The organism is Marinobacter lacisalsi (assembly GCF_042651045.1).
GTDB lineage: Bacteria > Pseudomonadota > Gammaproteobacteria > Pseudomonadales > Oleiphilaceae > Marinobacter > Marinobacter lacisalsi.
Genome location: NZ_JBHSDI010000001.1, coordinates 444,665 through 466,570 on the forward strand (window position 1 = coordinate 444,665; position 21,906 = coordinate 466,570).

The window sequence follows — 21,906 nt, forward strand, 5'->3', positions numbered from 1 at the left end:
GAATCCGGAGCGGTTACTGCTGGTTCTCAAGGTTTCTGCGCAGCGAATCAATACTGGCCTGCAGATCGCCCAGCTCGTTGCGCACCTGCTGTGTCTGGGTACGGGATTCCGCCAGCCTGGCGTCCAGGGTGGCTTCTTCCAGCAGGTGCCGGGCTTCGGTGTAACGCTGCTCCTCGGTGAGCTTCCGCGCTGCCTCAAGTTTTTCACGGGCCGTGTTCATGATGGAGGGTTCAACGTCCATTGCCCCGGCATCGTCAGCGGATCGAACGGCACTATAGGCGGCTTCACGTTCCTCTTCGGGTTTGGTGCCCGGGTCACTGGCGCAACCGGTGATGAGGGCACCGAACAGCAGAAGGGAAATAACACGGGAACGCATGCGCGGTCTCCTTGTGTAACGGGTTTCCGGTGGTCATGGCAACACTCGGGTTTACTACCCCCAAACCTTGCCCGGTTGGCGAAAAGCGTAGCAGCAATCGACCCGACATCGTCCTGCCAAACCATGACAGTTGTGCAATGAAGCCGGAAACCTTCGGGGAGGTGGTAGGCGCCGCCCTGTCAAATGCCGTAAATACACTCTTTTCCGTGAATGGGTTACAGAGCTTCTATTTCACAGGGCCATTGTCTGCGCACAATCATTTACGCCAGAGGAAGTGCTTAATGTGTGTCGGACTGATTGTGGATTCGGCCTCTGAAGAGAGTGATGTTACGCTGCTACGCTGTCGGGGCGGTATCACCACTGGCATCTACGTTGGCCCCGATACGATCGGGCTGGCGCTGGCAGCGTCGCCTCACGAGTTCAGGGAGAACCGCTGACCCGCGGGTTCAGACCGCACAGTCGGGCCAGCGTGGCTCCCTTATGAGCAGGAAATACCATGCCCGGACTGGACAACCTCTCCACTAGCGTGCTGGCCGGCCAGTTCTTTGGCCTGGTCGCGCTGGCCATCTGTCTGGTGGCCTTCGCCAGCAAGAATGATGACCGGCTGCTGGTACTGCTGATTTCCGCCAACGTAGCCTTTGCACTGCAGTTTGCGTTTTTCAGCAGCTGGACGGCTGCGGCATTGACCGTGCTGGTGATTGCCCGGATTGTGCTGGCCCGTCACTACGTAGGCAGCCAGTGGGTGATGTGGGCGGTGCTGGTGGCCAACCTGGTAGCGGCAGCGCTCACCTGGCGGGACTGGGTCGACATATTTCCCCTGACGGCAGCTACCCTGGGCACCATCGCCATGTTCCTGTTACGGGGCATTCCCATGCGAATCATGCTTGGTCTGGCGGCCCTGTCCTGGATGCTGAACAACCTGCTGATCGGGTCCATCGGTGGCACACTGGCCGAAGGCATGGTTTTCGTGACCAATGTGATCACCATCGTTCGCATGGCCCGGGCGAAAAAGCGTTACCCGGGGGTGCCGGTTGACGAAGCCGGCCCGGTTGATACTAGCGCCCCACCACCTCGATAATCCTGTTTGAGAAGGCGTCCAGATCACCCGGATTACGGCTGGTGATCAGCGGCCCGTCATGGCAGACCTGCTCATCCACCCAGTGGCCACCGGCATTGACAATGTCGGTTTTCACGCTGGGGAAGGACGTCAGGGTATGGCCACGAACCACATTGGCCTCTACCAGCAGCCACGGGGCGTGGCAGATGGCCGCGACCGGCTTGCCGGCGTCCACAAAGTCGCGGACAAAGGCCACGGCTGCATGGTCCTGACGGAGGGCATCCGGATTGGCCACGCCGCCGGGGAGTACCAGGGCGTCGTAGTCGCCGGACTCGGCATCGCTGACCAGCTTGTCCACCTTGAACGGATCGCCCTTGTCCAGATGGTGGTAGCCATCGATGCTGCCTTCCTTGATCGACAACAGGTCGATGTCCGCCCCGGCCTTTTCCAGCGCCTCGCGGGGGGCGGTCAGTTCTACCTGCTCGACACCGTCGGTGGCGAGGAACGCGATTTTCTTGCCCTTCAGTGCTGTGCTCATGTCTGGACCTCCTGGGGAGCCGCCGGATTATGGAATTGATTACCTGTTTGAGATGGCGGCGGGAACGAGCCGTTTAAACCGGACACCGGGTTACAGCTGCTTAATGCCCGGTAGGCGTCAACCCGGCAAAAACGGCCAGCTCCGCTTCGAGGATAGCGTGCTGTGCCCGATGGGGTTGCAGAACCGGTGCCTGATGACCACATTTAGTAACAGCGTCTACCGACATCTCTCACAAGGAGTCAACTATGCTGCTGGCGGAAAAGTCCACCGGTCATCTGGTGGAGATCAGCGATATCAAGACCCTGTTCGACCCTAACGAGTCGAGCGTCACCGGCAGTGTGCATTATGGTGAAGAAGCGCAGGACCCGGAGCCCATTGCCAAGACCGAACTCGCCTTTCCCTCCGGCGAAGCCCTGCCCCTGTGCTGGACAGATCCGGATTATCGGCAAAGATAATCCTGGCCGACGGTTTGAGGCCGGGGTGTTACTGTGATCTTCTCTCCACGCTAGAGCAGGCTGGCTGAGGCCGGCCCTCTCTACGTTATCAACAGGATGCGTTGAACCATGCTAACCCTGAAAAAGCGTTCCGAATCATGGAGCTTCTGGCAACTGACGTTGCTGGTGGCCCTTGTGTCACTGCTGACCGGTTGCGGAATCAATAACATTCCCACCTATGATGAACAGGTCAAAGCGGCGTGGTCCCAGGTGGAAAATCAGTACCAGCGTCGTGCCGACCTGGTGCCGAACCTGGTGGAAACCGTCAAGGGCTTTGCGGCCCAGGAACAGGAGACTCTCACGGCCGTGATCGAGGCACGGTCAAAGGCCACCTCCATCCAGGTGGATGATAGCATCCTGAACGACCCCCAGAAGCTTCAGCAGTTCCAGCAGGCTCAGAGCCAGCTGACCAGTGCCTTGAGCCGGTTGATGGCGGTCTCCGAACGTTACCCCGAGCTGAAATCCAACCAGAACTTCCTGGCGTTGCAGTCACAGCTGGAGGGCACCGAGAACCGTATTGCCGTTGCCCGTCGTGACTTTATCCAGGCGGTCGAGCAGTACAACACCGAGATCCGCACCTTCCCGGGCCGGATCTGGCACAGCCTGCTCTATGATGACATGGAGCTGCGGGAGAACTTTGAAGCCACCACCGAAAACGCCGAAGACGCGCCACAGGTTGAGTTCTGATGTTGGTTTTGTTGCGCCCCTGCATTGCGTTCGTCGCGCTACTGTTACTTCAGGCTCCGGCCTGGGGGCAGTCCACGCCGGACTTTCCGGAGCTGACCGGGCGTGTGGTGGATCAGGCCGGGATGCTGTCCGGGGATGCCGAGTCCAGACTGACCAACATGCTGGCGGCTCACGAGGAAGCCACCACCAATCAGGTGGTGGTCGTTACCTTGCCGGACCTGCAGGGCTATCCCATTGAAGATTTCGGGTACCAGCTTGGCCGCCACTGGGGCATTGGCCAGGAGGGCGAGGATAATGGCGCGTTGCTGATTGTTGCGGAGAAAGAACGTGCTATCCGTATAGAAGTGGGGTATGGCCTTGAAGGCCAGCTAACCGACGCCGCCTCGTCCACCATTATCAACCGGATCATCACCCCGGCCTTTCGCCAGGGTGAGTTCTCCCAGGGCATTGTCGCCGGTGCCGAAGCCATGATCCAGGTGCTGGGCGGCGAACCACTGGCCGTACCCAAGGGTCAGACCGGGCAGGGTCCTGCTGAAAAGCCAAACCTGCTGGCGGTGATCTTTTTCTTTGTCATTATCGTTTCGTTCATTTCCCTCGTCGGTGGAGGCGGCGGCCGTGGTGGTCGCGGCAGAGGTGCCCTTGTGGCTGGTGCACTGCTGGGGGCCGGCATGGGCGGTGGCCGTGGTGGTGGCTTCGGTGGCGGTGGTTTCGGCGGCGGAGGCGGCGGCTTTGGTGGCGGCGGTGCTTCCGGTGGCTGGTAGTCAGTGCTTACACATTCCCTTGAGAGCAAGAGCGCCCTATGACGCTGTTAACGAAAACTGAACAGGACCAGGTAGCCGCCGCAATCAACGCGGTCGAACAGGAGACCGACGCCGAGCTGGTCACCGTGCTGGCCCGCCAGGCGGACAATTACGCCTACATTCCTCTGGTATGGGCCGGAATTGTGGCGCTGCTGTTACCGGGGCTGATCAACTATTTCACGGAGTGGTTTGGCGTCCACACGCTGCTGCTGGTGCAGTGGGGCGTCTTTCTGGTGCTGGGCGTCCTGTTCCGTATCCCGACGATCAACACTGTGTTGATCCCCCGTCATGTGCGCTACTGGCGCGCCGCCAACCTCGCCCGCCGCCATTTCCTGGAGCAGAACCTGCACCACACGAAGGACAGCACCGGTGTGCTGATCTTCGTTTCAGAGGCGGAGCGCTACGTGGAAATCCTGGTGGACCAGGGCATTTCGGCCAAGGTGGACAACAAGGTCTGGGAAGACATTGTGGAGCACTTCACCCGGCAGGTCCGTGAGGGAAATACCTGCCAGGGCTTCCTAGACTGCATCGAAGCCTGTGGCAAGCACCTGAAAGAACAGGTCCCGGCCACCCACGAACGCAACCAGTTGCCTAACCATCTGGTGGTTCTGCCCTAGGGCAGAACCACCATGCCTTCCATATAGAACGCTGCCTGTCCGGCGATCCGCACGCGATCGCCGGTTAACTCGCACCGCAGTTCACCACCCCGGGCGGACAGCTGGCGGGCCAGCAATTGCTGTTTGCCCAGCCGCTCGGCCCAATAGGGGGTCAGGGCGCTATGGATGGAGCCGGTGACCGGGTCTTCGTCTATGCCCACCCCCGGGGCGAAGTAGCGGCTGACAAAATCGCAGTTCTCCCCCGGGGCGGTGATGATCACACCCTGGCTGCCCAACTGAGCGAGTAGCCGCAGGTCCGGGCAGGCCTGGCGAACCGACTCGGCATCGTCCAGTACGACCAGATAGTTGGTATCGCCAGGCACTTCGAATACCAGGTTCCGGGTTTCTGGCAGGGCTTTTCGTAACAGGTCCGGCACAGCCAACGGCCGGATACCAAGGGCTGGAAAGTCCAGTTCCAGCCAGCCTTCTTTTCCCCGGTTTACGCCCAGTGGTCCACTAAGGGAACGGAACCGGACCTGATCTCCCTGCCAGCCTGTTTTGTTGAACAGCACCCAGGCGCTGGCCAGGGTCGCGTGGCCGCACAGGGGTACCTCCGCCGTCGGGGTCAGCCAGCGGATGTGGTAGTCCGTTTCGCTATCTTCCGGCTCTGGCACCAGGAATGCCGTTTCCGACAGGTTGTTCTCCCGGGCCAGTGCCTGCAGGAGGCTGTCCGGCAGCCACTGGTCCAGCGGCATAACAGCGGCAGGGTTGCCCCGGAACACCTCATTGGTGAAAGCATCAACCTGATAGATGGGCAGTCTTGTCATGGTGCTGTCTCCAGTTCAGCCATTCCTGATATTGACTCGCCTGATTAAGGGCGAACCGTCCAAGTTCGAGACGGGTATAGAAGTGAAACTCGGGCAGCGGGTCAACACCGGTAACAATCCAGTGGTCCCTTGCCAGCTGTGCCACCCGGAAACCCATCCTCTCCAGCATGACGTCGGGGTGCGCGGGCACAACATTGGATCCGGACTGTACCTGTAGCAGGTCTCCCCGGGTTGCGGTAGACCCTGTCTGAAACGATCTCATGGGAACCTCCTTTCCCGATTGTTGAGCTATCAGTCTCCTACTCCGGTGCCCGCCATAACAGAATCAGCTAATATGCTTTTGAACCGGTACAGGATGACGCTCTGTCCCGACTGTACTGGTTGTTCGGGCCAGTAACTGTACTGCGTCCTGGATCCACGGGTGTGGAAAGATAGCGTTATGGACACTCTCTATCATCAGTTGGCGGACCGGGTGGAAGCCCTGATCCGCGACGGCGTTTACCGGGATGGCGAACGGCTGCCCGGGGTTCGCGTACTCAGCCGCCAGCTGGGGGTCAGCATTGCGACAGTGCTGCAGGCCCACCAGACCCTGGAGGGGCGGGGGCTGCTGGAACCCCGGGAACGCAGCGGCTACTTCGTGAGGGTGCCGCCGGTGGATGCGCCGGAACCGGCCATGTCCACCCACGATGCCCGCCCGTCACCGGTCAGCGCCCGGGAGATGACCATGGACCTGTGCTCCGATGAGGAGCGTCGTATGGTTCCGTTGGCCACCGCAGTGCCCCACCCGGACTACCTGCCCATCCGTCAGATCCAGCAGGCGTCGATCTGGGCGGCACGCCACGGTCTGGAAACCCTGGACTATGCCTTTCCCGGCAAGAGCGCCTTTCGCCGCCAGATTGCCCAGCGCATGGCGGCCCTGGGCGTGGCGGTATCGCCGGACGAGATCCTGGCCACCAATGGTGCCCAGGAAGCCATTATCCTGGCCCTGCGTGCGGTTACCGAGCCCGGGGATATCGTGGCGGTGGAGTCGCCTTCCTTTCCGGGCATCCTGCAGGCACTGGAAGTGGTGGGCCTGAAGGTGATCGAGATTCCCGCCCACCCTTCGGAAGGCCTCAGCCTCGAAGGGCTGCAGCTGGCCATGGAGCAATGGCCCATCAAGGCCTGCGTGGCGGTGACCAATCACAGCAACCCCATGGGCATGCGCCTGTCCGACGATCACAAGCGCAAGCTGGTGGAGCTGCTGGAAGAGGCTGGCATACCCCTGATCGAGGACGATATCTACGGCGATCTGGCCCATTCCGGTGAGCGCCCGCGACCCGCCCGAAGCTTTGATCGCACCGGCAACGTGATCTATTGCAGCTCCTTCTCCAAGACCATCTCCCCGGGGCTGCGGCTGGGCTGGATTGCCCCGGGCCGGCATTTCACGGCGGTTCGCCAGCAGAAGTACTTCACCAACCTGGCGACCGCGAGCCTGCCCCAGATGGCCGTGGCCCATTTCCTGGAACAGGGCGGGTATGACCGCCACCTGCGGGGTGTCCGGCGGGTGTATCAGGAATCCGTCGCCCGGATGCGTTCGGCGGTGGCCCGGCATTTTCCGGAAGATACCGCGGTCAGCCGGCCCAGTGGCGGTTTCGTGGTCTGGGTACAACTGCCCGACGGCTGCTCAGGTACCACCGTCTACCGACTGGCGCGGGAGCGGGGCATCAACATTGCCCCGGGCGTCATGTTCTCCACCACCGGCAAGTTTGATAATTGCCTGAGGCTGAATGCTGCCAACCCCTGGACACCCAGGATCGAAGAGTCTATCCGTACCCTGGGGGAACTGGCGGGCCGCCGGGAGAGGGGCTTCCCGAGCCGTGACTCCGCCCTGCCTGGTTATGGTGCCGTTGCCGATTGTTCCGTCGAGACTGATAATGGCGCCTCACCTGCAAGATAATTCCGGGCGTGCGTGGTGCTATCAATTCAGACGGGGGGAGGCCTGAGAGCGCTATGAAAATTGCAGTATTCTGTGGCTCCAGCTATGGCAATGATCCGAAGTTTGCCCAGTGTGCGCGGGATCTCGGCGGTTATATGGCCAGTCAGGGCATAGATCTGGTGTTTGGCGGCGGCAAGGTAGGCCTCATGGGCGAGGTGGCCGACGCCGTGCTTTCCGGCGGAGGCCAGGTTTTCGGGGTGATTCCCGAGTCGCTACGGGACCGCGAGCTGGCCCACCCGGGGCTGACCGACCTGAAGGTGGTTTCCGGGATGCATGAACGCAAGGCGTTAATGGCCGCCCAGGCTGACGCCTTTGTGGCCCTGCCCGGAGGCCCCGGGACCATGGACGAACTGTTCGAGGCCTGGACCTGGGCCCAGCTTGGTTACCATGACAAACCCTGTGCTATCTACAACGCCTTTGGCTACTACGACTCGTTGTTGTCGTTTCTGGACTCCATGGCGGACTCTGGCTTCATGAAACCCCACCACCGCCGGATGCTGGTCGTGCAAAGTGAGCCACAGGCCCTCCTGAACGCCCTGCAGAACTACCAGCCGCCGCAAAGCAAATGGACCTGAGCCTGCCGGGGTTTCCCCGGGTCGGGCACACCCCCGGGCGCTGGCAGTTGTAAGACTATCCGGTTAAGCTGGTTTCGTTACGCAACCAAATAATACCAATGAACAGGAGCCCCCATGAGCGAGATTATCCTCCACCACTACGCCGGATCACCCTTTGCCGAGAAAGCCCGCATGATGCTGGGTTTCAAAGGGCTTGCCTGGCGTTCGGTGGACATACCGCCGATCATGCCCAAGCCGGACCTGACCGCCCTGACCGGTGGCTATCGCAAGACGCCCGTGATGCAGGTTGGCGCCGATATCTTCTGTGATACCGCTATGATCGCCCACCAGCTGGATCGTATCCAGCCGCTGCCGGCCCTGTATCCGGAAGGCCGGGTCGCCGTCGCCGCCAGCGCTGCCCAGTTTGCCGATCAGGTGATGTTCCAGCACGGGGTAGCCTTGAATTTTCAGCCCCATGCCGTGGCGGAACGATTCAAGGGTGCGCCGGAAAATGTGATGAAGGCCTTTGTCGCCGACCGCAAGAAACTGTTTGAAGGCGGCAGCGCCTCGCCACTGCATCCGGCCCAGGCCCTGTCCCAGTGGCCGACCCTGTTGGGCCGTCTGGAACAGCAGCTTGAGGACAGCGGTACCTTCCTGCTGGGTGAAGAGCCGTGCATCGCCGATTTCGCCTACTACCACCCCCTGTGGTTTGTGCGCAGCAACAAGGCTGTAGCAGACATGCTTGATCCCTACCCGCAGGTTCAGGCCTGGCTCGATGCCGTGGCGGCATGCGGCCATGGCGAACCGACCGATCTGGACTCGGCAGAAGCCGTCGAGATAGCCAGAACCAGTACGCCGGCATCACTGCCGGAAAGCGGGTTCCAGGACCGGAACGGAATCGAAGTGGGTCAGCCGGTGTCGGTGGCTGCCATGGATTACGGCGTGGATCCGGTATCGGGAACCCTGGTCTATCAGGATGCGGAGCGGATCGTTGTAAGCCGGGAAGATGAGCGGGCGGGCAAGCTGAACGTGCACTTTCCGCGATACGGTTTCCGGCTGTCGCCGGAAAAACAGTAAGCAGCCCCGGGAAGCTCTCAGGTTATCCGTGAAAAAAAGCCCCGGTGCCGTAAGGCAGCGGGGCCGGGTAGGTGCCTGAGTGTCACCCCCCATTAATTTGAGACCGTAGTTTTGGTTCAGGGCATCAGTACGCCGTCGATGACATGAACGACGCCGTTGCTGGCTTTTATATCAGTCATGATGACGTTTACCTTGTTTCCCTGCGCATCCTGAACAGTGATCGTATCGCCCGTTTTATTGAACGAAATCTCCTCATCGTTCAGCGTAAAGACCGAGGGCTTTTCTGTGCCGCCCATCTCAACTGTGAGCAGGGTTGATGTGGTCAGGTAATAACCCTCGACAACGTGGTGGGTAAGAATGTTGGTGAGTTGATCCCGGTTTTCCGGCTTGAGCAGGGTTTCCAGAGTTCCTTCAGGCAGCGCTGCGAAGGCCTCGTCGGTTGGAGCGAATACCGTGAACTCGCCTTCACCTGACAAGGTCTCTGCCAATCCGGCTTCGACCAAGGCGGTTTCCAGTGTGGTGTGCTGGTCGGAATTGACCACGATATCAGTGACGGTGGGCTTGTCTTTCATGCCGCCGTCCTTGTGGTGATCGGCCTGTGCGGTGGCCGCCAGGCCAAGAGAAGCAATCAGTGCAATAGCAAATGTGCGAATCGTCATATCCAACTCCTTGCTTGCAGGGCCGTGTCGGCCCCGGTGATTTTCGTTGGGTTGTCTCTGCATCGATGCTGGGTAGTTCTACGGCGGTGGTTTTGCGCTGGATGCATGAGATTGACGAATCTTAATTAATTTTCCCAATCAACCCGATGCGTCATTCCCGGGCGCGTAGCCGATCGCGGATTGTCTGGTCCCGGCTGCCGGTTCTGGCAAGGTGTTGGTCTGGCGCTGGAAAGGGGCTGGCCTGAGCGGCAGTAAACTGTGATCAGGTTCATGATTCCCGTGTTGCCGACGGGAATGTGGGTCGGGTTTTGATATCTTGCGCTAACGCATGGATGCGAAGATGACGAACAGGTAATCTTTTTCAGGCTCTGTTTGTTTGCCGCTATTTAAAAGCCACGGAAGGAAGACCGCTGATGCATACCGATGTCCGGGACAATGAGCCCCTGGATCTGGCCCCTGGCCTTCATGAGCCGGGTCCGGCAACAACCGGGTCTGACCTGGGCCGCCCCATGAAGTCGCCGCGCCCACTGATACTCGATTTTCTCCTGCACTTCTGTACTTTCGGGATCTACTCACTGTTCTGGATGGTGGCGAGGATCCGCGAGTTGCGGCAACTCAGCGGCTACTCCTTTACCCCCTGGCTCTGGTTCTTCACCCCCATCGTTGTCCTGGCCCAGCCCATTGCCTATCCAAAGATGATCAAACGCCTTGACGAGGTCGAGCAGGCTCGCGGCCTGGCGCCATGGGGGATGATCGCCTGGTTATGGCTTGGTCTGTTGCTGGTGCTGTCGGTTGTCACTATTGCCCTCAACTGGGTGGCGGTTCCCGGCTGGTTTGCCACCCTTTGCCTGTTGGCCTGGGCCGCGTTATGTGTCTGGCTGGAGAGCCGCTTCAACCGGATCAAGCGGTCCCTGGGTGAGACCGAGGTAGCCCTGAAGAAACATCGGGCCGGGTACTCGGTGCTCGAATGGGTTCTGGTGGTCCCGCTGGTGCCACTGGTGCTTGGGCTTCTCTTCCTGACGGATGTCGAGCCGCTTCTGGTAGAGGAAATCGAGACACTGGCGCCGGGTTCAGCCTTCCTGGGGGATCATGGAGAGGTCAGTTTCAAGGTGACCGGTGACAACTGGAGTCGGGTCGTGCCCGGTGCTTTTGGTGATCAGTACACGCTCTACGAATTCCGCGGCCCCCACGACTATGTCCATATGACCATCAATCATTTCCCCGAATCCACGGTCGACGACGTGATGGACTGGCGCAAGGACATGGCCCATGAGGATATGAGCCTGAGTACCTGTGACGAACGCCGGGTGTTGTCCGGCCGGGAGCTGTCGGTTGTCGTTCATTACTCCTGCCGGGGCTCCAGCGCCACAGAGCCTGCCCTGTGGACCGGTACGGTTGTGGAAACCGCCGACGGCACCTATGAAATGCTTGGCTACATGAATATACCCCGCTTTTCTTTCAGTCAGCTGGAGCCGGAGATACGGGCCATGGTGAGAGGGTTTGAAGTGTTATGAAAAGAGGGATCGTTCTGGGCCTGCTGTTACTGGCCAGCCTGTCCGCCAGCGGTAGTGTCCTGTGGGGTGAGCCGGACACCGACCTGCTCTGGCATCACGCCAATGACATCCAGGCACGGGAATCCCTGCCGGAAGAGCTGACCCTGCTGACCAGGGATGTGAGCATTCGCATCAGCGAGGACTCGGTCCGAAAACGGGTCCGTGACGTTTGGTTCTATCCGGACACGGCCGACGCCCATGATTACGGCACCGATTCGGTCACGTTCAACCGGCATTCGCAATCCCTGACCATTCATACGGCCGCCTCCATTGACCGTTATGGCGAACTCCGCCAGATGCAGGCTGACACCCTGCGTGTCACCAATGTTCAGGAGGACAACATCTTCACCGATTCCCGAAAGGCGGTGCTGACCATTCCCGGTATTGGTGCCGGCTCGGTCACCTTGCTGGACTATGAACTGGTGGAAGACCGTACCGTCCTGGAAATGCCCTGGATGGAAACCTGGTACACGCAAATGTTTCTTCCCGTGGAGCGGTTCGGGCTGTCGGTGACCTGGAATGGCTCGGAGGCGCCCGTCTGGTCCAACAGCAGCGACACGGTCTCTTGCCAGCAGGGCGCCAACGAGCTGACCTGTGAGGGCCGGGACCTGCCACCAGTAGAGTGGGAGGAGGGCATGCTGGTGGCGGATACGCTGGACCAGCTTGTTATTGCCACTCCCATGTCCTGGCAGGATGTTGCGAACCGCGCGCTGACCGAGTTCACCAGGGCCGGTGACGATGTCACCGGGGCGTCGGCTGTACTGGCCCAGCTGGCGCCGCCGGATGCGACCGCATCAGAGGGAATGTCCCGGGTACACGACTTTGTGGCACGGGATATCCGTTACGTGTCGCTCTCCGAATACGGCAACACCATAACGCCCCATACCGTCGCCGAGGTTCTGGAGTCGCGTTACGGTGACTGCAAGGACAAGTCTGCACTGCTCACCTACCTGTTGACCGAGTTGGGTTACGAGCCCTATCCGGTGCTGGTGGCCACCGACCGTCGCGACCCCGAGCAACTGCGGGTGCCCGCCATGGGCTATTTTGATCACATGGTTATCTGCAGGGATCTGCCGGATGGTATTGCCTGCATGGATGCCACCGACGCCTATACCGATGCCACCACAACCCCGGCGTGGATCCAGGGCAGGGTCGCGTTGCCGCTGCGGCCTGGCGCGGAGCCGATGGTGATTCCCGGTGATGAGTACCGCTGGACTCTGGACGTCAATACCGAGCTGACCTTCCACAGCAACGGTGGTCAGTCGGAACAGCAGGTCCGGTCCTATCAGGGGGCTTATGCTGGCACGCTGCGCTCGGTACTGGATGGCAAGACATCAAGGGAGCGTCACGAATGGGCGGAGAAACAGTATGCCGCTGTGGTGTCTGACGTGGTAACTCCCGAGTTTGACTTTGACCAGGTCAGTACGCTGGCGCCCCGGCTGACCGTGTCTTCCCGGGTGGACTATCCGCCGTTCCTGGAAACGGACGTTGACCTGGATTATTTCGAATACGACGCCTGGCTGCAGGCCGAGTTGGAGAGTGTCTATCCGGCGAACAGACTCTATGAGTCGGAATTCGCGGGCCTCAGGGTGACCAGCCGGTTTGACGTTGACCTGGGCGATCTCTGGGCCCTGCGGGATGTCCCCCCGGAACTGGACTTCCGGCACCGTTTTGGCAGCCTGTCGAGAAAAGTGGAGCGAGTCGGTGGCAACCGGTTCAGGGTGACCAGTGTGCTGGATGTGCCCAGACAGGCCATACCGCCCCGGAAGCAGCCCGAGCTGCGAAAGCTGCTGGAACTGATGGCACGGGAGGCGAAACTGGCGTTCACCGGCAAACTCCGGTGAGGGCCAGCCGTATCAGAGGCCTTCGCTGTTCTTCAGGGTAATCTGCTCGTTCAGGGTCCAGAAGTCGTAGATTACGCCAAGCCCGAACAGCCCCAGGGTGCACAGGTAGACGATGCCGGTGATCCACTTGCCCATGTACATCCGGTGGACACCGAAGGCCCCCAGGAACGTCAGCAGTATCCAGGTGATGTTGTAGTCGATGGGCCCCGGCTGGTAGCGGATATCGGCTTCCCGGTCCATTCCGGGAATCAGGAACAGGTCGATAATCCAGCCGACAAAGAACAGCCCCAACGTGAAGAACCAGATGGTGCCGGTCACCGGTTTGCCGTAGTAGAAACGGTGCGAGCCCAGAAAGCCGAAGATCCAGAGCAGGTAACCAATTACCACGCTGTGGGTGTTGCCGGTTCGTTGAATATCCATTCGTATTCCTTTGACCATCGTGGGTGTATGTATCTGCAGACCACTTTCACCATAAACCATTTTCAAGGCAATACCGCTATCGCTATGCTGGTGTCCGGTCCGGGCACTATCGTGAAGGGAAAGTGATTGGCTATCCGTCGTAGTCTGCGCGTATTACTTATCCTCCTGCTGCTTATCGCTGGAGCCCTCTGGGGTGGCTGGGCGGTGGTCCAGGCCAGGTTGGCGGAGTTTGGTATCGAGCAGGTGCGCTTTTCCGGCCCCGATCTGGGCTGGAACCGCGTTTCCTTTCGCTCAGTGAGCCTGAGGTGGACCGGCGATGGCCGCTCCCTGTCGGTGGAAACCGACAACCCCCGGCTGACCCTGGACTGGTTCGACTGGCAGCTGGACCAGCTGGTGGCCGGCCAGACGCGAGTTACCCACACCGCCAGTATTCATGGCGCTCCCTCTTCGCCTCCACCTCCCTCCGGCGATGGTAATGCCTTTGAGCTGACGTTGCCGGAGACCATGCCCTTCTGGCTGCCCCGTCACCTTGAAATCGAAACTCTGCAGGCGTCCTTTCCCTGCCAGGGGGTGCAATGCCGCTTTCAGGGCCACCTCCGGTTCGACCGGCAGGCGGAGTCTGCGACCGCCCGGGTGGACGCAACGCTGACCCGCGAACAGAACACACTGGCCATTCAGGGCAACGTTCGCCTTGGCTCGGGCGCCGACAGTCAGAGTGTCACCGATGGCGAACTCCAGGTCAGCGGTATCCGGCCATGGCTGCCGCCATCCCTGGCGGCGGATATTCGGCGGCTGGTCCCCGCCACGGCCACCGTAACATTTTCCCCCGGTGAAGAAGCGGCACCCGGGCAGTGGCCGATCAGGGTCGAGCTGACCACGGAGGGGGGCGCACAGCCGGCGTTCAGGGGACGGGTGATACTGCATACCGGAGACCCCTGGCGCCTGGACATTGGCCAGGGGCGGCTCACAGCCTCGCTGCATCAGTGGCGGCAGTCTGGGTGGTTGCTGGAAACCCTCCGGGCGGACCTGCCATTGAGCGGAACGGTTTCCGCGGCTCAGGTCCGGCTGAAGCTCTCGCCGGAGGCGGTTATCTCGGTCCGCCATATGGACGCACTCGAATCGGAACAGCTGATGTGGCTGGATCAGGTGGCTCTGTCACCTGGGGGGGCGATCGTGCGGTATAACGATGGCCAGCTCCAGGTAAACGGTCCGGTGGCGCTGTCTGCCGGAGAGGTCCGTTATCCCGGCCTGGTGACCCAGGCCTGGCAGGCCGAGGCCGACGTGCGGTGGCAGCAGTCGTTGACAGCGCAGGGGGAACTGACCAACGCTGCCGGTGCAAGCCTGCCGTTCCGGGTTGGGTTGCAACCGGCGGGCGAGCTGGATGCACGGCTCTCCATGCAACTGTCGCCAGACAACGAGGCCAATCACCTGGCGGATACGGTGGTAGCCTGGCCGGAAACCCTGACCCTGGAAAGTGGTCAGGTGAACGCTGAAGCGACGGTCCGGTGGCGGCCGGATGGCCAGCCCGAGATCGCCGCGGATGTGGTTTTCGAGAGTGCCTCGGGGCTCTATGAAACCATGGCCTGGCAAACGCTTTCAGGCGCAGTGCAGGGTCACTGGCGTGACGGTGAGCTGGTGCTGTCCACCGATACCCTCGAACTGGCGCAGCTCAATCCCGGTGTGCCCATTGGGCCGATTCGTATAGGTGCCGGTTATCGGGCAGAGACCGATGCACCGGCTCAGGGGACTTTGCATCTGGACAACGCCTCGGCGGGCTTCGCCGAAGGCACCCTCAGTGTGGCGGGCGACACTGTGTGGAACATGAGTGAAGCGTCCTGGCGTGTTCCGGTGGAGGTTCGTGGTGTCCAGCTGTCGGCGTTAATGAACCTCTATCCCACGGAGGGTCTTGCCGGCAAGGGGACACTGGAAGGCCAATTGCCCGTTATAATTGGCCCAGGCGGCGTGCGCATAGAGGATGGCCGGATCGCCGCGCTGCCACCGGGTGGTCGCCTGCAATTGCCGGCGGACAAGCTTGGCGGCATGGCACAGTCCAATCAGGCCATGGCGCTGGTGGCAAAGGCCATGGAGGACTTTCATTACCGGTTGCTGGAGAGTGGCATCCACTATGCCGAGGACGGTACGCTGCTGCTGGACCTGACAATGAGGGGCTCCAGTCCGGGGGTGGACAGCGACCGCCCGGTGGTGCTCAATATCAATCTGGAGGAGGACATACCGGCACTGCTTACCAGCCTGCAGCTGAGTGGGCGGGTGAACGAGGCCATCACCGAACGGGTCCGGGAACGGTTGCAACAGGACGATGTCGACACGCAGTAGGTCAGCGAATGAACCGCACGGTACACTAGGTGACCGGATCAAAAGACGCAAGGAGAAGTCACAATGGTCAGAACCCGCGCGGGGGTAGCGATTGTCGCGGTATTGCTGGGCAGTCTGTCGGCTGCCTGTACCCCAACCGTACAGATGGCTGCCCCGAAGGAGCCTATCACCGTCAACCTTAACGTGAAGATCCAGCACGAGATCTACGTCAAGGTGGACCGCGAAGTGGATGAACTCTTCACCGACCAGGGTCTGTTCTGAGCCTGGTACGCACGGTTTCAAGGAGCTGCATGATGACACTGCTTAAATACGCGACTGCACTGCTGATGGCCATGGCGCTTGCCTTGCCGGCCATGGCGCTGTCCCTGGACGAGGCCAAGAGCCGGTTGGACACCGCCAAGAGCGAGGGGCAGGTGGGCGAAATGCCTACCGGCTATCTGGGCGTGGTATCGGCCGGCGGCGACGCGGCGGCCATTGTCGAGGCCATCAATCAGGCACGGCGCGACGAGTACACCCGTATTGCCGAGAAACACGACATTCCCGTAACCCAGGTGGAAGCGGTTGCCGGCAAGAAGGCCATCGAGAAGACCCCCCCGGGACAGTACATTCAGGTAAACGACCGTTGGGTGCGCAAGTAGCCGGGCATCGCTTTCCCGGAAGGGGCTGCCGGAGAGCAAAGCTCTGGCATTTAGTCCTGTAGGCAGCTATCTTTACAGGTGGTCGTGCCCGTCGGAGCCTGTCCGTCGGGCCTGCTGATCAGGAGCCCCTAATGAAAACAATAACGGATCAGCTGGCCAACTACGCCAGCTACCATCGTGACCGACGCAATATCATTACCCACTTCATCGGCATCCCGATGATCGTGGTGGCGATAGCCATCCTGTTGTCCCGGCCGGCCTTTGAAGTGGCGGGTGTCATCATGGCCCCCATCTGGTTTATCGCCCTCGCCAGTGTTATCTACTACCTGGTGCTCGACCTGCGTTTTGGCGTGGTCATGGCCGTCCTTATGGCCCTGGCGGTATGGGTGGGCATGCAGGTGGCCGCGTTGTCGACCACCGCCTGGCTGGCCTGGGGCATTGGCCTGTTCGTGGTGGGCTGGGTGGCGCAGTTTATCGGCCATTACTATGAAGGCCGCAAACCCGCCTTCGTGGACGATATCGTGGGCCTGCTGATCGGCCCCCTGTTCGTGGTGGCCGAGGCGGCCTTTGGTTTCGGCCTCTGCAAGTCGCTGGAACAGGAAATCGACCGTCGTGTCGGCCCGGTGCATAACGGGCATGACAGGTCTGCTGCCAGCCACTAGCTTATACGGCTGCTACCGTCCCTGATCCTCCCGGCGCCCCATCACTGGTGGTGGGGCTCAGGTTCCCCATATTGAATTGGAAGTAACGATGTCTCCGACCCAGGAACGCCCCAACCTGCTGATCATGGTGACCTGTGGCCTGCTCACCAGTCTGGTGGTTATTGCCTTTGCCCGTATGGCCTATGGTCTGATATTACCGCCCATGCGTGCTGACCTGGGGCTGAGCTACCAGCAGGCTGGGGTGCTTGGCACTATTACCGCCCTTGGCTACCTGGGGTTTGTGCTGGCGGGGGGTATTGCCGCCGCACGCTTCGGGGCGCGGCTGACCATTGTGTTCGGGTTGGTGACCGTGGCGGTGGGGTTTGCCGGCCTGACCATGGCTTCTGATTTCTGGCTGTTGCTGGCCCTGATGGCGTTATTGGGCTTCGGCACGGCCTTCAGCTTTGCGCCCATGGTGTCACTGCTGGCCACCTGGTACCCGGAAAAGCGGGGCCTGGTGATCGGCCTGATGACCAGCGGCGTGGGGCTGGGGATGCTGCTGGTGGGCGCGCTGGTACCCTGGATGACCCGCCTGTTCGGCGACGACGGCTGGCGGGTCAGCTGGGGCATTTTCTGTGCCGTGGCCTTGGTGGTGGCGGTGCTGATCACAGTGTTTGCCAAGGACCCACCCCGACTGGCCACAGGGTCCGCCGAGAAGCCGCCTTCCGATGACAAGTGGCTGATTTACCGCAATGGTCGGGTGGTGACGGTGGCTACGGTGTACGGCATTATCGGGGTAACCTACATCGTGCAGGCTATCTTCATGGTGAGCTTCATGGTGGAAGAGGGCCACAGTGAGGCCACTGCCGGGGCGTTCATGGCCCTTATGGGGTTGCTTTCCATTGCGGCGGGACCGCTGTGGGGCTGGCTGTCGGACCACTGGGGTCGGGGTAATTCGTTGTCCAGTGCCATGGCCCTGGTTACCCTGGCTATGGGACTGCCGTTGCTGGATCAGTCTCTGCTGGTCTTCTTCCTTCACTTCCTGATCATGGGGCTGTCGGTGAACGGCATGTTTGCGCTGATCCAGGCCAGTGCCACGGACCAGGTGGCGCCCCGCTATATCCCCATTGCCTTCAGTTTTGTCACCGTATTCTTCGCTACCGGCCAGCTGATCGGCCCCGCAGTGGCGGGCTGGCTGATCGAGATGGGCGGCGGCTTCCGGGTGGCGTTCGGGTTCACCTTTGTGGTGCTGGTTGTCGGTGTCTACCTGACCCTGAGAATCCGCCGTTTTCCCAGGGGATGGGCCGTGGGTGAGTCGGACTGACGACTGGGCGCTGGTAAATGTCCGATTCGTGCGTGAATTCACGGGACAAAGGCGATCGAAGAAATCAGAATCAGGATGGGCCAACCGTTAAGGGATGGGGGCTATCTTGGAACTGGACCGCGTGTATCAACAACACTCCCGGCAGGTACTGGCCAGCCTGATCCGGCTGGTGGGAGATTTCGAGTTGGCCGAGGAATGCCTGCAGGAAGCCTTTGCGGCCGCCCTCAGCCAGTGGCCGGAGCAGGGAACTCCCGACAACCCGGTCGCCTGGCTGGTGCGAACCGGGCACCACAAGGCTATTGACCATATCCGGCGTTTACAGACCGCCCGCCATTACAGCCATCATCTCGTGCAGGGCATGGAAGATACGGCCGCCCCCGAGGCAGATGTCTATCAGGATGACCTGTTACGGCTGATTTTCACCTGTTGCCACCCGTCACTGGGACTGCAAGCCCAGCTGGCCCTGACCCTGCGGGAAATGTGCGGACTGACCACCGAACAGGTGGCCAGCGGCCTGTTGCAGAAGCCCGCCACTGTCGCCCAGCGTATCGTGCGGGCCAAGCGCAAGATACGGGAAGCCGGAATTCCCTACGAAGTACCGGAGGAGCGGCACCTGCCTGAGCGGCTGTCGCCGGTGCTGCGGGTTATCTACCTGATGTTCAATGAAGGCTATAACGCCAGCGATGGACACACGGTGGTGGATGTCAGCCTCTCGAGCGAGGCTATCCGGCTGGCGGCGCTATTGTCGCAGTTGCTGCCCCGGCCGGAGGTGTTCGGTTTGCTGGCCCTTGTGCTGTTGCACGATGCCCGACGTGACGCCCGCCAGGATGCGAATGGAGACCTGGTTCCGCTGGACGAGCAGGACCGGAGCCTGTGGAACCGGGATCAGATTGAACAGGGCCGGCAGTGGCTGTTGCGGGCCATGGCCCATCCCGGTCCGGGACCCTACACACTGCAGGCGGCTATTGCCGCAGCCCACACCGAGTCCACCGATCCGGACCAGACTGACTGGGATGATATCGCGGCCCTGTATGGCCTGCTCTACCAGCAGTGGCCGACACCGGTGGTGGCCCTGAACCGGGCTGTGGCTATCGCCATGCGGGATTCCGCGGCCCGGGGCCTGGAACTTCTCGACGAGCTGGCCAGTGACAAAGCCTTGCAGGGCTACCATCTGTACCACGCCGCCCGGGCCGACCTGTTAAGGCGCAATGATGAAACCGACAGGGCGCGAGCCGCCTATCAACGGGCGCTGACCCTGGCCCGCCAGCAGCCGGAGCGTCGTTACCTGCAGAAACGCCTGGATGAACTCGACGCCTCCTGAAAGAAACATTCGTTCCCTGTCGAAATTCGACCCTCCCAACCGACCTGTTGATATCCGGGCACCATGGGACCTCAGCCTATGTCGCGGTCCGGTTCGGCGTTATCAAGTGACAATGACAGGGAGGAGCTTTCATGAAATTCATGTTGATCAGGCGCGCGGATGCGGATACCGAGCAGGGCAGGCTGCCATCCGACGCCATGCTTCAGGAAATGGCCAGCTACAACGAGCGAATGGCTTCGGATGGTGTCTTTGTATTCGGTGAGGGATTGCGGCCCAGCCGGGACGGGTATCGCATCAACTTCCACCAGGGTGAACCGGAGATTGTCGAAGGGCCGCTGGCGGAACCGGATGCCTTGATAGCCGGCTTCTCGGTGTTGGACGTGGATTCACCGGAAGAAGCCCTGCAGTGGGCCCGGCAATGGCCGACCATGGACGGGGATGGCAATGCCCGCCTGGAACTGCGCCGTTTCTGCGAACTGGCGGACTTCGAGCCCGGCCCGGGGGTGGAGCGGCACCGGCAGTTGGGCGAACGGCTGGCGCGGCAACCCCGGCAGGTCAATACTCATCTGGTGTTCGAAGGGCAGTGCCGGGAGGCGATGGCGTTCTATGCCGATCTGCTCGGCGGGGAAGAGGAGCTGATGATTCCCTTCTCTGAAACGCCCATGGCGGATGACGTACCGGAAGCGACCCGGGACCGGATCGCCCACAGCGTGATCAGAATCCGGGGTCACCGGATCATGGGGTGCGATATGAATGCCGAGTGTTATACGCCACCCACCGGCGCCCGCGTACAGCTCGAATATGACGATATCGCCCATGCTGAGCAGGTGTTCCGGCAACTGTCCGCAGGCGGCACCATCCATATGCCCTTCGAGGAGACCTTCTGGGCCAAAGCCTTTGGCATGGTGGAGGACCGCTATGGCATCGGATGGATGATCAATGTTGAAAAACCGGCAGATCAGGAGGACAGCCCATGAAATACGTAGCCCTGGTGTACTACCAGGAAGGCACTATAAACGACATGACCGAACAGGCCTGGCATGACCTGAACCAGGAATGCCTTGGTTGTGTCGAGAAGCTCACGGAGGGTGAACACTACCTGGCAGGACAGGCCCTGCAGCCGGTGGAAACCGCCACCACTGTACGGGTCCGGGATGGCGAGGTACTGCTGTCAGACGGCCCCTTCGCGGAAACCAAGGAACAGCTGGCCGGTTTCTATCTGCTGGAGGCCCGTGACCTTAATGAGGCCCTGCAACTGGCCAGCCATATACCACCGGCGCGCCTGGGCAGTATCGAGGTCCGGCCCGTTCGGGAACTGCCACCAAAGGATCAACAGGAGACAACGTGATGAGCTATATAGACGGGTTTGTAGCGGCCGTACCTACAGCCAACCGTGACCGGTATATTCGCCATGCCAGCGATGCCGGGGTGGTGTTTCGGGAATACGGCGCCACGGAATTCGTGGAATGCTGGGGTGACGAGGTGCCGGACGGAGAGGTCACCTCATTCCCCATGGCGGTGAAGTGCCAGCCGGAGGAAACCGTAGTGTTCTCATGGATTGTCTGGCCCGACAAGGCCACCCGGGATCGTGGCATGCAGCAGGTCATGGAAGACCCCCGCATGCACCCGGACACCAACCCCATGCCATTTGATGGCAAACGGCTGATCTACGGTGGCTTCGAGACGGTGGTACGGCAGTAGCGGATAACAGGCCCGGTCTGTTCGTCAGGGCGGGCCTGGCTGGTTGCGTGCTTTTTCAGAGGTCGATGTTTGTTGGCGGAAAAGCCCGGAAGCGGTATGACAAGAGCCAATGGCAACCTGTTGGTAATCTTGCGGACTTTATTTTTCGGGCGTTTACCCCAAGCTAAAGGAACATACCCTTGTAAGGAGGCAGGACATGAACAAGTCATACCCCGCAGCCATCGCCGCCATGCTTCTGGTTACGTCCGCGGCATGGGCGACGCCGGAAGGACAGGCCATCCGCCCGATGGGAGATAACCAGCCGGACCCGTCCCCCACGGAACAGGCAGACCAGGTAAATGACCCGGTGCCGATGGATGAGGAGCGGGTCAAGGAGCATCCGCGGCAGGACCGGAAGCCAGCCCGGCCGGAAAACCCACAGGAGAGCCTGAAGGAATACAACAATCCGGAAGCTGCCGGGGATGACGCCGGTGAGGAATTGGAAGACTGA

27 protein-coding genes are annotated in these 21,906 nt (G+C 60.9%); 21 read left to right on the top strand and 6 right to left on the bottom strand.

What is annotated here, in order from left to right:
- Positions 1 to 13: 13 nt before the first annotated feature.
- Positions 14 to 376: a DUF4398 domain-containing protein gene (locus ACFOZ5_RS02045; RefSeq protein WP_379885066.1), complete on the bottom strand. Its 363-nt coding sequence runs from the start codon at positions 374 to 376 to the stop codon at positions 14 to 16.
- A 281-nt stretch (positions 377 to 657) separates the two neighbouring features.
- On the opposite strand from ACFOZ5_RS02045, the gene ACFOZ5_RS02050 reads away from it, so the two are divergent.
- Positions 658 to 813, top strand: coding sequence for a hypothetical protein (locus ACFOZ5_RS02050; RefSeq protein ID WP_379885067.1), 156 nt, complete (start codon positions 658 to 660; stop codon positions 811 to 813).
- 59 nt (positions 814 to 872) lie between these two features.
- Positions 873 to 1,454, top strand: a complete 582-nt coding sequence (locus ACFOZ5_RS02055; RefSeq protein WP_379885068.1) for a YgjV family protein — start codon at positions 873 to 875, stop codon at positions 1,452 to 1,454.
- Here the strand turns inward: ACFOZ5_RS02055 and ACFOZ5_RS02060 are convergent.
- Positions 1,432 to 1,971 (bottom strand): type 1 glutamine amidotransferase domain-containing protein, encoded by a 540-nt coding sequence (locus ACFOZ5_RS02060; protein WP_379885069.1) that lies wholly within the window; start codon positions 1,969 to 1,971, stop codon positions 1,432 to 1,434. The genes ACFOZ5_RS02055 and ACFOZ5_RS02060 overlap by 23 nt on opposite strands.
- 245 nt (positions 1,972 to 2,216) lie before the next feature.
- Here ACFOZ5_RS02060 and ACFOZ5_RS02065 point away from each other — a divergent pair, with 245 nt between their 5' ends.
- The 4 genes from ACFOZ5_RS02065 (at position 2,217) to ACFOZ5_RS02080 (ending at position 4,569) form a co-directional block, all read left to right on the top strand.
- Positions 2,217 to 2,426 (top strand): acetyltransferase, encoded by a 210-nt coding sequence (locus ACFOZ5_RS02065; RefSeq protein WP_379885070.1) that lies wholly within the window; start codon positions 2,217 to 2,219, stop codon positions 2,424 to 2,426.
- Positions 2,427 to 2,534: 108 nt separating this feature from the next.
- Positions 2,535 to 3,152, top strand: a complete 618-nt coding sequence (locus tag ACFOZ5_RS02070) for a LemA family protein (protein ID WP_379885071.1) — start codon at positions 2,535 to 2,537, stop codon at positions 3,150 to 3,152.
- A complete protein-coding gene (locus ACFOZ5_RS02075) occupies positions 3,152 to 3,913 on the top strand; it encodes a TPM domain-containing protein (RefSeq protein ID WP_379885072.1) in 762 nt (253 codons plus the stop codon). Before ACFOZ5_RS02070 ends, ACFOZ5_RS02075 begins: the two co-directional genes overlap by 1 nt.
- A gap of 38 nt (positions 3,914 to 3,951) precedes the next feature.
- Positions 3,952 to 4,569 (top strand): TPM domain-containing protein, encoded by a 618-nt coding sequence (locus ACFOZ5_RS02080; protein WP_379885073.1) that lies wholly within the window; start codon positions 3,952 to 3,954, stop codon positions 4,567 to 4,569.
- On the opposite strand, the gene ACFOZ5_RS02085 is transcribed toward ACFOZ5_RS02080, so the two are convergent.
- Both ACFOZ5_RS02085 and ACFOZ5_RS02090 read right to left on the bottom strand, forming a co-directional pair.
- Positions 4,566 to 5,375: a PhzF family phenazine biosynthesis protein gene (locus ACFOZ5_RS02085; RefSeq protein ID WP_379885074.1), complete on the bottom strand. Its 810-nt coding sequence runs from the start codon at positions 5,373 to 5,375 to the stop codon at positions 4,566 to 4,568. The two genes, ACFOZ5_RS02080 and ACFOZ5_RS02085, sit on opposite strands and share 4 nt — an antisense overlap.
- On the bottom strand, positions 5,347 to 5,637 hold the full coding sequence (locus ACFOZ5_RS02090; protein WP_379885075.1) for a hypothetical protein: 291 nt from the start codon (positions 5,635 to 5,637) through the stop codon (positions 5,347 to 5,349). The genes ACFOZ5_RS02085 and ACFOZ5_RS02090 overlap by 29 nt, the downstream gene beginning before the upstream one ends.
- Before the next feature lie 177 nt (positions 5,638 to 5,814).
- Here ACFOZ5_RS02090 and ACFOZ5_RS02095 point away from each other — a divergent pair, with 177 nt between their 5' ends.
- The 3 genes from ACFOZ5_RS02095 to ACFOZ5_RS02105 all read left to right on the top strand — a co-directional run bounded on the left by ACFOZ5_RS02095 (position 5,815) and on the right by ACFOZ5_RS02105 (position 8,981).
- Positions 5,815 to 7,311 carry an aminotransferase-like domain-containing protein gene (locus tag ACFOZ5_RS02095; RefSeq protein ID WP_379885076.1) on the top strand — a complete coding sequence of 499 codons (1,497 nt, stop codon included), beginning with the start codon at positions 5,815 to 5,817 and terminating at the stop codon, positions 7,309 to 7,311.
- 53 nt (positions 7,312 to 7,364) lie between these two features.
- A complete protein-coding gene (locus tag ACFOZ5_RS02100) occupies positions 7,365 to 7,925 on the top strand; it encodes an LOG family protein (protein ID WP_379885077.1) in 561 nt (186 codons plus the stop codon).
- Positions 7,926 to 8,039: 114 nt separating this feature from the next.
- Positions 8,040 to 8,981 carry a glutathione S-transferase family protein gene (locus ACFOZ5_RS02105; protein ID WP_379885078.1) on the top strand — a complete coding sequence of 314 codons (942 nt, stop codon included), beginning with the start codon at positions 8,040 to 8,042 and terminating at the stop codon, positions 8,979 to 8,981.
- A gap of 116 nt (positions 8,982 to 9,097) precedes the next feature.
- On the opposite strand, the gene ACFOZ5_RS02110 is transcribed toward ACFOZ5_RS02105, so the two are convergent.
- Positions 9,098 to 9,640 carry a fasciclin domain-containing protein gene (locus ACFOZ5_RS02110; protein WP_379885079.1) on the bottom strand — a complete coding sequence of 181 codons (543 nt, stop codon included), beginning with the start codon at positions 9,638 to 9,640 and terminating at the stop codon, positions 9,098 to 9,100.
- Positions 9,641 to 10,053: 413 nt separating this feature from the next.
- Here ACFOZ5_RS02110 and ACFOZ5_RS02115 point away from each other — a divergent pair, with 413 nt between their 5' ends.
- Both ACFOZ5_RS02115 and ACFOZ5_RS02120 read left to right on the top strand, forming a co-directional pair.
- Positions 10,054 to 11,154: a DUF4234 domain-containing protein gene (locus tag ACFOZ5_RS02115; RefSeq protein ID WP_379885080.1), complete on the top strand. Its 1,101-nt coding sequence runs from the start codon at positions 10,054 to 10,056 to the stop codon at positions 11,152 to 11,154.
- The gene (locus ACFOZ5_RS02120) at positions 11,151 to 13,037 is read left to right on the top strand and encodes a DUF3857 domain-containing protein (protein WP_379885081.1); all 1,887 of its coding nucleotides are present in this window, start codon (positions 11,151 to 11,153) and stop codon (positions 13,035 to 13,037) included. The genes ACFOZ5_RS02115 and ACFOZ5_RS02120 overlap by 4 nt, the downstream gene beginning before the upstream one ends.
- Before the next feature lie 12 nt (positions 13,038 to 13,049).
- On the opposite strand, the gene ACFOZ5_RS02125 is transcribed toward ACFOZ5_RS02120, so the two are convergent.
- Positions 13,050 to 13,457 carry an NINE protein gene (locus ACFOZ5_RS02125; protein ID WP_379885082.1) on the bottom strand — a complete coding sequence of 136 codons (408 nt, stop codon included), beginning with the start codon at positions 13,455 to 13,457 and terminating at the stop codon, positions 13,050 to 13,052.
- A 126-nt stretch (positions 13,458 to 13,583) separates the two neighbouring features.
- Here ACFOZ5_RS02125 and ACFOZ5_RS02130 point away from each other — a divergent pair, with 126 nt between their 5' ends.
- From ACFOZ5_RS02130 to ACFOZ5_RS02175, 10 genes are all read left to right on the top strand, one after another.
- The gene (locus tag ACFOZ5_RS02130) at positions 13,584 to 15,791 is read left to right on the top strand and encodes an intermembrane phospholipid transport protein YdbH family protein (RefSeq protein ID WP_379885083.1); all 2,208 of its coding nucleotides are present in this window, start codon (positions 13,584 to 13,586) and stop codon (positions 15,789 to 15,791) included.
- A 63-nt stretch (positions 15,792 to 15,854) separates the two neighbouring features.
- Complete coding sequence (locus ACFOZ5_RS02135) at positions 15,855 to 16,052, top strand: YnbE family lipoprotein (protein WP_379885084.1); 198 nt, start codon at positions 15,855 to 15,857, stop codon at positions 16,050 to 16,052.
- Between the two features lie 29 nt (positions 16,053 to 16,081).
- On the top strand, positions 16,082 to 16,429 hold the full coding sequence (locus ACFOZ5_RS02140) for a YdbL family protein (RefSeq protein WP_379885085.1): 348 nt from the start codon (positions 16,082 to 16,084) through the stop codon (positions 16,427 to 16,429).
- Positions 16,430 to 16,560: 131 nt separating this feature from the next.
- The gene (locus ACFOZ5_RS02145; RefSeq protein ID WP_379885086.1) at positions 16,561 to 17,091 is read left to right on the top strand and encodes an Mpo1 family 2-hydroxy fatty acid dioxygenase; all 531 of its coding nucleotides are present in this window, start codon (positions 16,561 to 16,563) and stop codon (positions 17,089 to 17,091) included.
- 88 nt (positions 17,092 to 17,179) lie between these two features.
- Positions 17,180 to 18,394, top strand: a complete 1,215-nt coding sequence (locus ACFOZ5_RS02150; RefSeq protein ID WP_379885087.1) for an MFS transporter — start codon at positions 17,180 to 17,182, stop codon at positions 18,392 to 18,394.
- Positions 18,395 to 18,488: 94 nt separating this feature from the next.
- Positions 18,489 to 19,715, top strand: a complete 1,227-nt coding sequence (locus ACFOZ5_RS02155; protein WP_379885088.1) for an RNA polymerase sigma factor — start codon at positions 18,489 to 18,491, stop codon at positions 19,713 to 19,715.
- Between the two features lie 131 nt (positions 19,716 to 19,846).
- The gene (locus ACFOZ5_RS02160; protein WP_379885089.1) at positions 19,847 to 20,692 is read left to right on the top strand and encodes a YciI family protein; all 846 of its coding nucleotides are present in this window, start codon (positions 19,847 to 19,849) and stop codon (positions 20,690 to 20,692) included.
- Entirely contained in the window at positions 20,689 to 21,063 is a 375-nt protein-coding gene (locus tag ACFOZ5_RS02165; protein ID WP_379885090.1) for a YciI family protein, read from the top strand. Before ACFOZ5_RS02160 ends, ACFOZ5_RS02165 begins: the two co-directional genes overlap by 4 nt.
- Complete coding sequence (locus ACFOZ5_RS02170) at positions 21,063 to 21,416, top strand: DUF1428 domain-containing protein (RefSeq protein ID WP_379885091.1); 354 nt, start codon at positions 21,063 to 21,065, stop codon at positions 21,414 to 21,416. Before ACFOZ5_RS02165 ends, ACFOZ5_RS02170 begins: the two co-directional genes overlap by 1 nt.
- Positions 21,417 to 21,612: 196 nt before the next feature.
- Positions 21,613 to 21,906, top strand: a complete 294-nt coding sequence (locus ACFOZ5_RS02175; RefSeq protein ID WP_379885093.1) for a hypothetical protein — start codon at positions 21,613 to 21,615, stop codon at positions 21,904 to 21,906.

What these genes read in the sequence shown, in the direction of transcription:
- ACFOZ5_RS02045 (WP_379885066.1), bottom strand. Translation starts at nt 376, where the DNA reads ATGCGTTCCCGTGTTATTTCCCTTCTGCTGTTCGGTGCCCTCATCACC.
- ACFOZ5_RS02050 (WP_379885067.1), top strand. Translation starts at nt 658, where the DNA reads ATGTGTGTCGGACTGATTGTGGATTCGGCCTCTGAAGAGAGTGATGTT.
- ACFOZ5_RS02055 (WP_379885068.1), top strand. Translation starts at nt 873, where the DNA reads ATGCCCGGACTGGACAACCTCTCCACTAGCGTGCTGGCCGGCCAGTTC.
- ACFOZ5_RS02060 (WP_379885069.1), bottom strand. Translation starts at nt 1,971, where the DNA reads ATGAGCACAGCACTGAAGGGCAAGAAAATCGCGTTCCTCGCCACCGAC.
- ACFOZ5_RS02065 (WP_379885070.1), top strand. Translation starts at nt 2,217, where the DNA reads ATGCTGCTGGCGGAAAAGTCCACCGGTCATCTGGTGGAGATCAGCGAT.
- ACFOZ5_RS02070 (WP_379885071.1), top strand. Translation starts at nt 2,535, where the DNA reads ATGCTAACCCTGAAAAAGCGTTCCGAATCATGGAGCTTCTGGCAACTG.
- ACFOZ5_RS02075 (WP_379885072.1), top strand. Translation starts at nt 3,152, where the DNA reads ATGTTGGTTTTGTTGCGCCCCTGCATTGCGTTCGTCGCGCTACTGTTA.
- ACFOZ5_RS02080 (WP_379885073.1), top strand. Translation starts at nt 3,952, where the DNA reads ATGACGCTGTTAACGAAAACTGAACAGGACCAGGTAGCCGCCGCAATC.
- ACFOZ5_RS02085 (WP_379885074.1), bottom strand. Translation starts at nt 5,375, where the DNA reads ATGACAAGACTGCCCATCTATCAGGTTGATGCTTTCACCAATGAGGTG.
- ACFOZ5_RS02090 (WP_379885075.1), bottom strand. Translation starts at nt 5,637, where the DNA reads ATGAGATCGTTTCAGACAGGGTCTACCGCAACCCGGGGAGACCTGCTA.
- ACFOZ5_RS02095 (WP_379885076.1), top strand. Translation starts at nt 5,815, where the DNA reads ATGGACACTCTCTATCATCAGTTGGCGGACCGGGTGGAAGCCCTGATC.
- ACFOZ5_RS02100 (WP_379885077.1), top strand. Translation starts at nt 7,365, where the DNA reads ATGAAAATTGCAGTATTCTGTGGCTCCAGCTATGGCAATGATCCGAAG.
- ACFOZ5_RS02105 (WP_379885078.1), top strand. Translation starts at nt 8,040, where the DNA reads ATGAGCGAGATTATCCTCCACCACTACGCCGGATCACCCTTTGCCGAG.
- ACFOZ5_RS02110 (WP_379885079.1), bottom strand. Translation starts at nt 9,640, where the DNA reads ATGACGATTCGCACATTTGCTATTGCACTGATTGCTTCTCTTGGCCTG.
- ACFOZ5_RS02115 (WP_379885080.1), top strand. Translation starts at nt 10,054, where the DNA reads ATGCATACCGATGTCCGGGACAATGAGCCCCTGGATCTGGCCCCTGGC.
- ACFOZ5_RS02120 (WP_379885081.1), top strand. Translation starts at nt 11,151, where the DNA reads ATGAAAAGAGGGATCGTTCTGGGCCTGCTGTTACTGGCCAGCCTGTCC.
- ACFOZ5_RS02125 (WP_379885082.1), bottom strand. Translation starts at nt 13,457, where the DNA reads ATGGATATTCAACGAACCGGCAACACCCACAGCGTGGTAATTGGTTAC.
- ACFOZ5_RS02135 (WP_379885084.1), top strand. Translation starts at nt 15,855, where the DNA reads ATGGTCAGAACCCGCGCGGGGGTAGCGATTGTCGCGGTATTGCTGGGC.
- ACFOZ5_RS02140 (WP_379885085.1), top strand. Translation starts at nt 16,082, where the DNA reads ATGATGACACTGCTTAAATACGCGACTGCACTGCTGATGGCCATGGCG.
- ACFOZ5_RS02145 (WP_379885086.1), top strand. Translation starts at nt 16,561, where the DNA reads ATGAAAACAATAACGGATCAGCTGGCCAACTACGCCAGCTACCATCGT.
- ACFOZ5_RS02150 (WP_379885087.1), top strand. Translation starts at nt 17,180, where the DNA reads ATGTCTCCGACCCAGGAACGCCCCAACCTGCTGATCATGGTGACCTGT.
- ACFOZ5_RS02155 (WP_379885088.1), top strand. Translation starts at nt 18,489, where the DNA reads ATGGGGGCTATCTTGGAACTGGACCGCGTGTATCAACAACACTCCCGG.
- ACFOZ5_RS02160 (WP_379885089.1), top strand. Translation starts at nt 19,847, where the DNA reads ATGAAATTCATGTTGATCAGGCGCGCGGATGCGGATACCGAGCAGGGC.
- ACFOZ5_RS02165 (WP_379885090.1), top strand. Translation starts at nt 20,689, where the DNA reads ATGAAATACGTAGCCCTGGTGTACTACCAGGAAGGCACTATAAACGAC.
- ACFOZ5_RS02170 (WP_379885091.1), top strand. Translation starts at nt 21,063, where the DNA reads ATGAGCTATATAGACGGGTTTGTAGCGGCCGTACCTACAGCCAACCGT.
- ACFOZ5_RS02175 (WP_379885093.1), top strand. Translation starts at nt 21,613, where the DNA reads ATGAACAAGTCATACCCCGCAGCCATCGCCGCCATGCTTCTGGTTACG.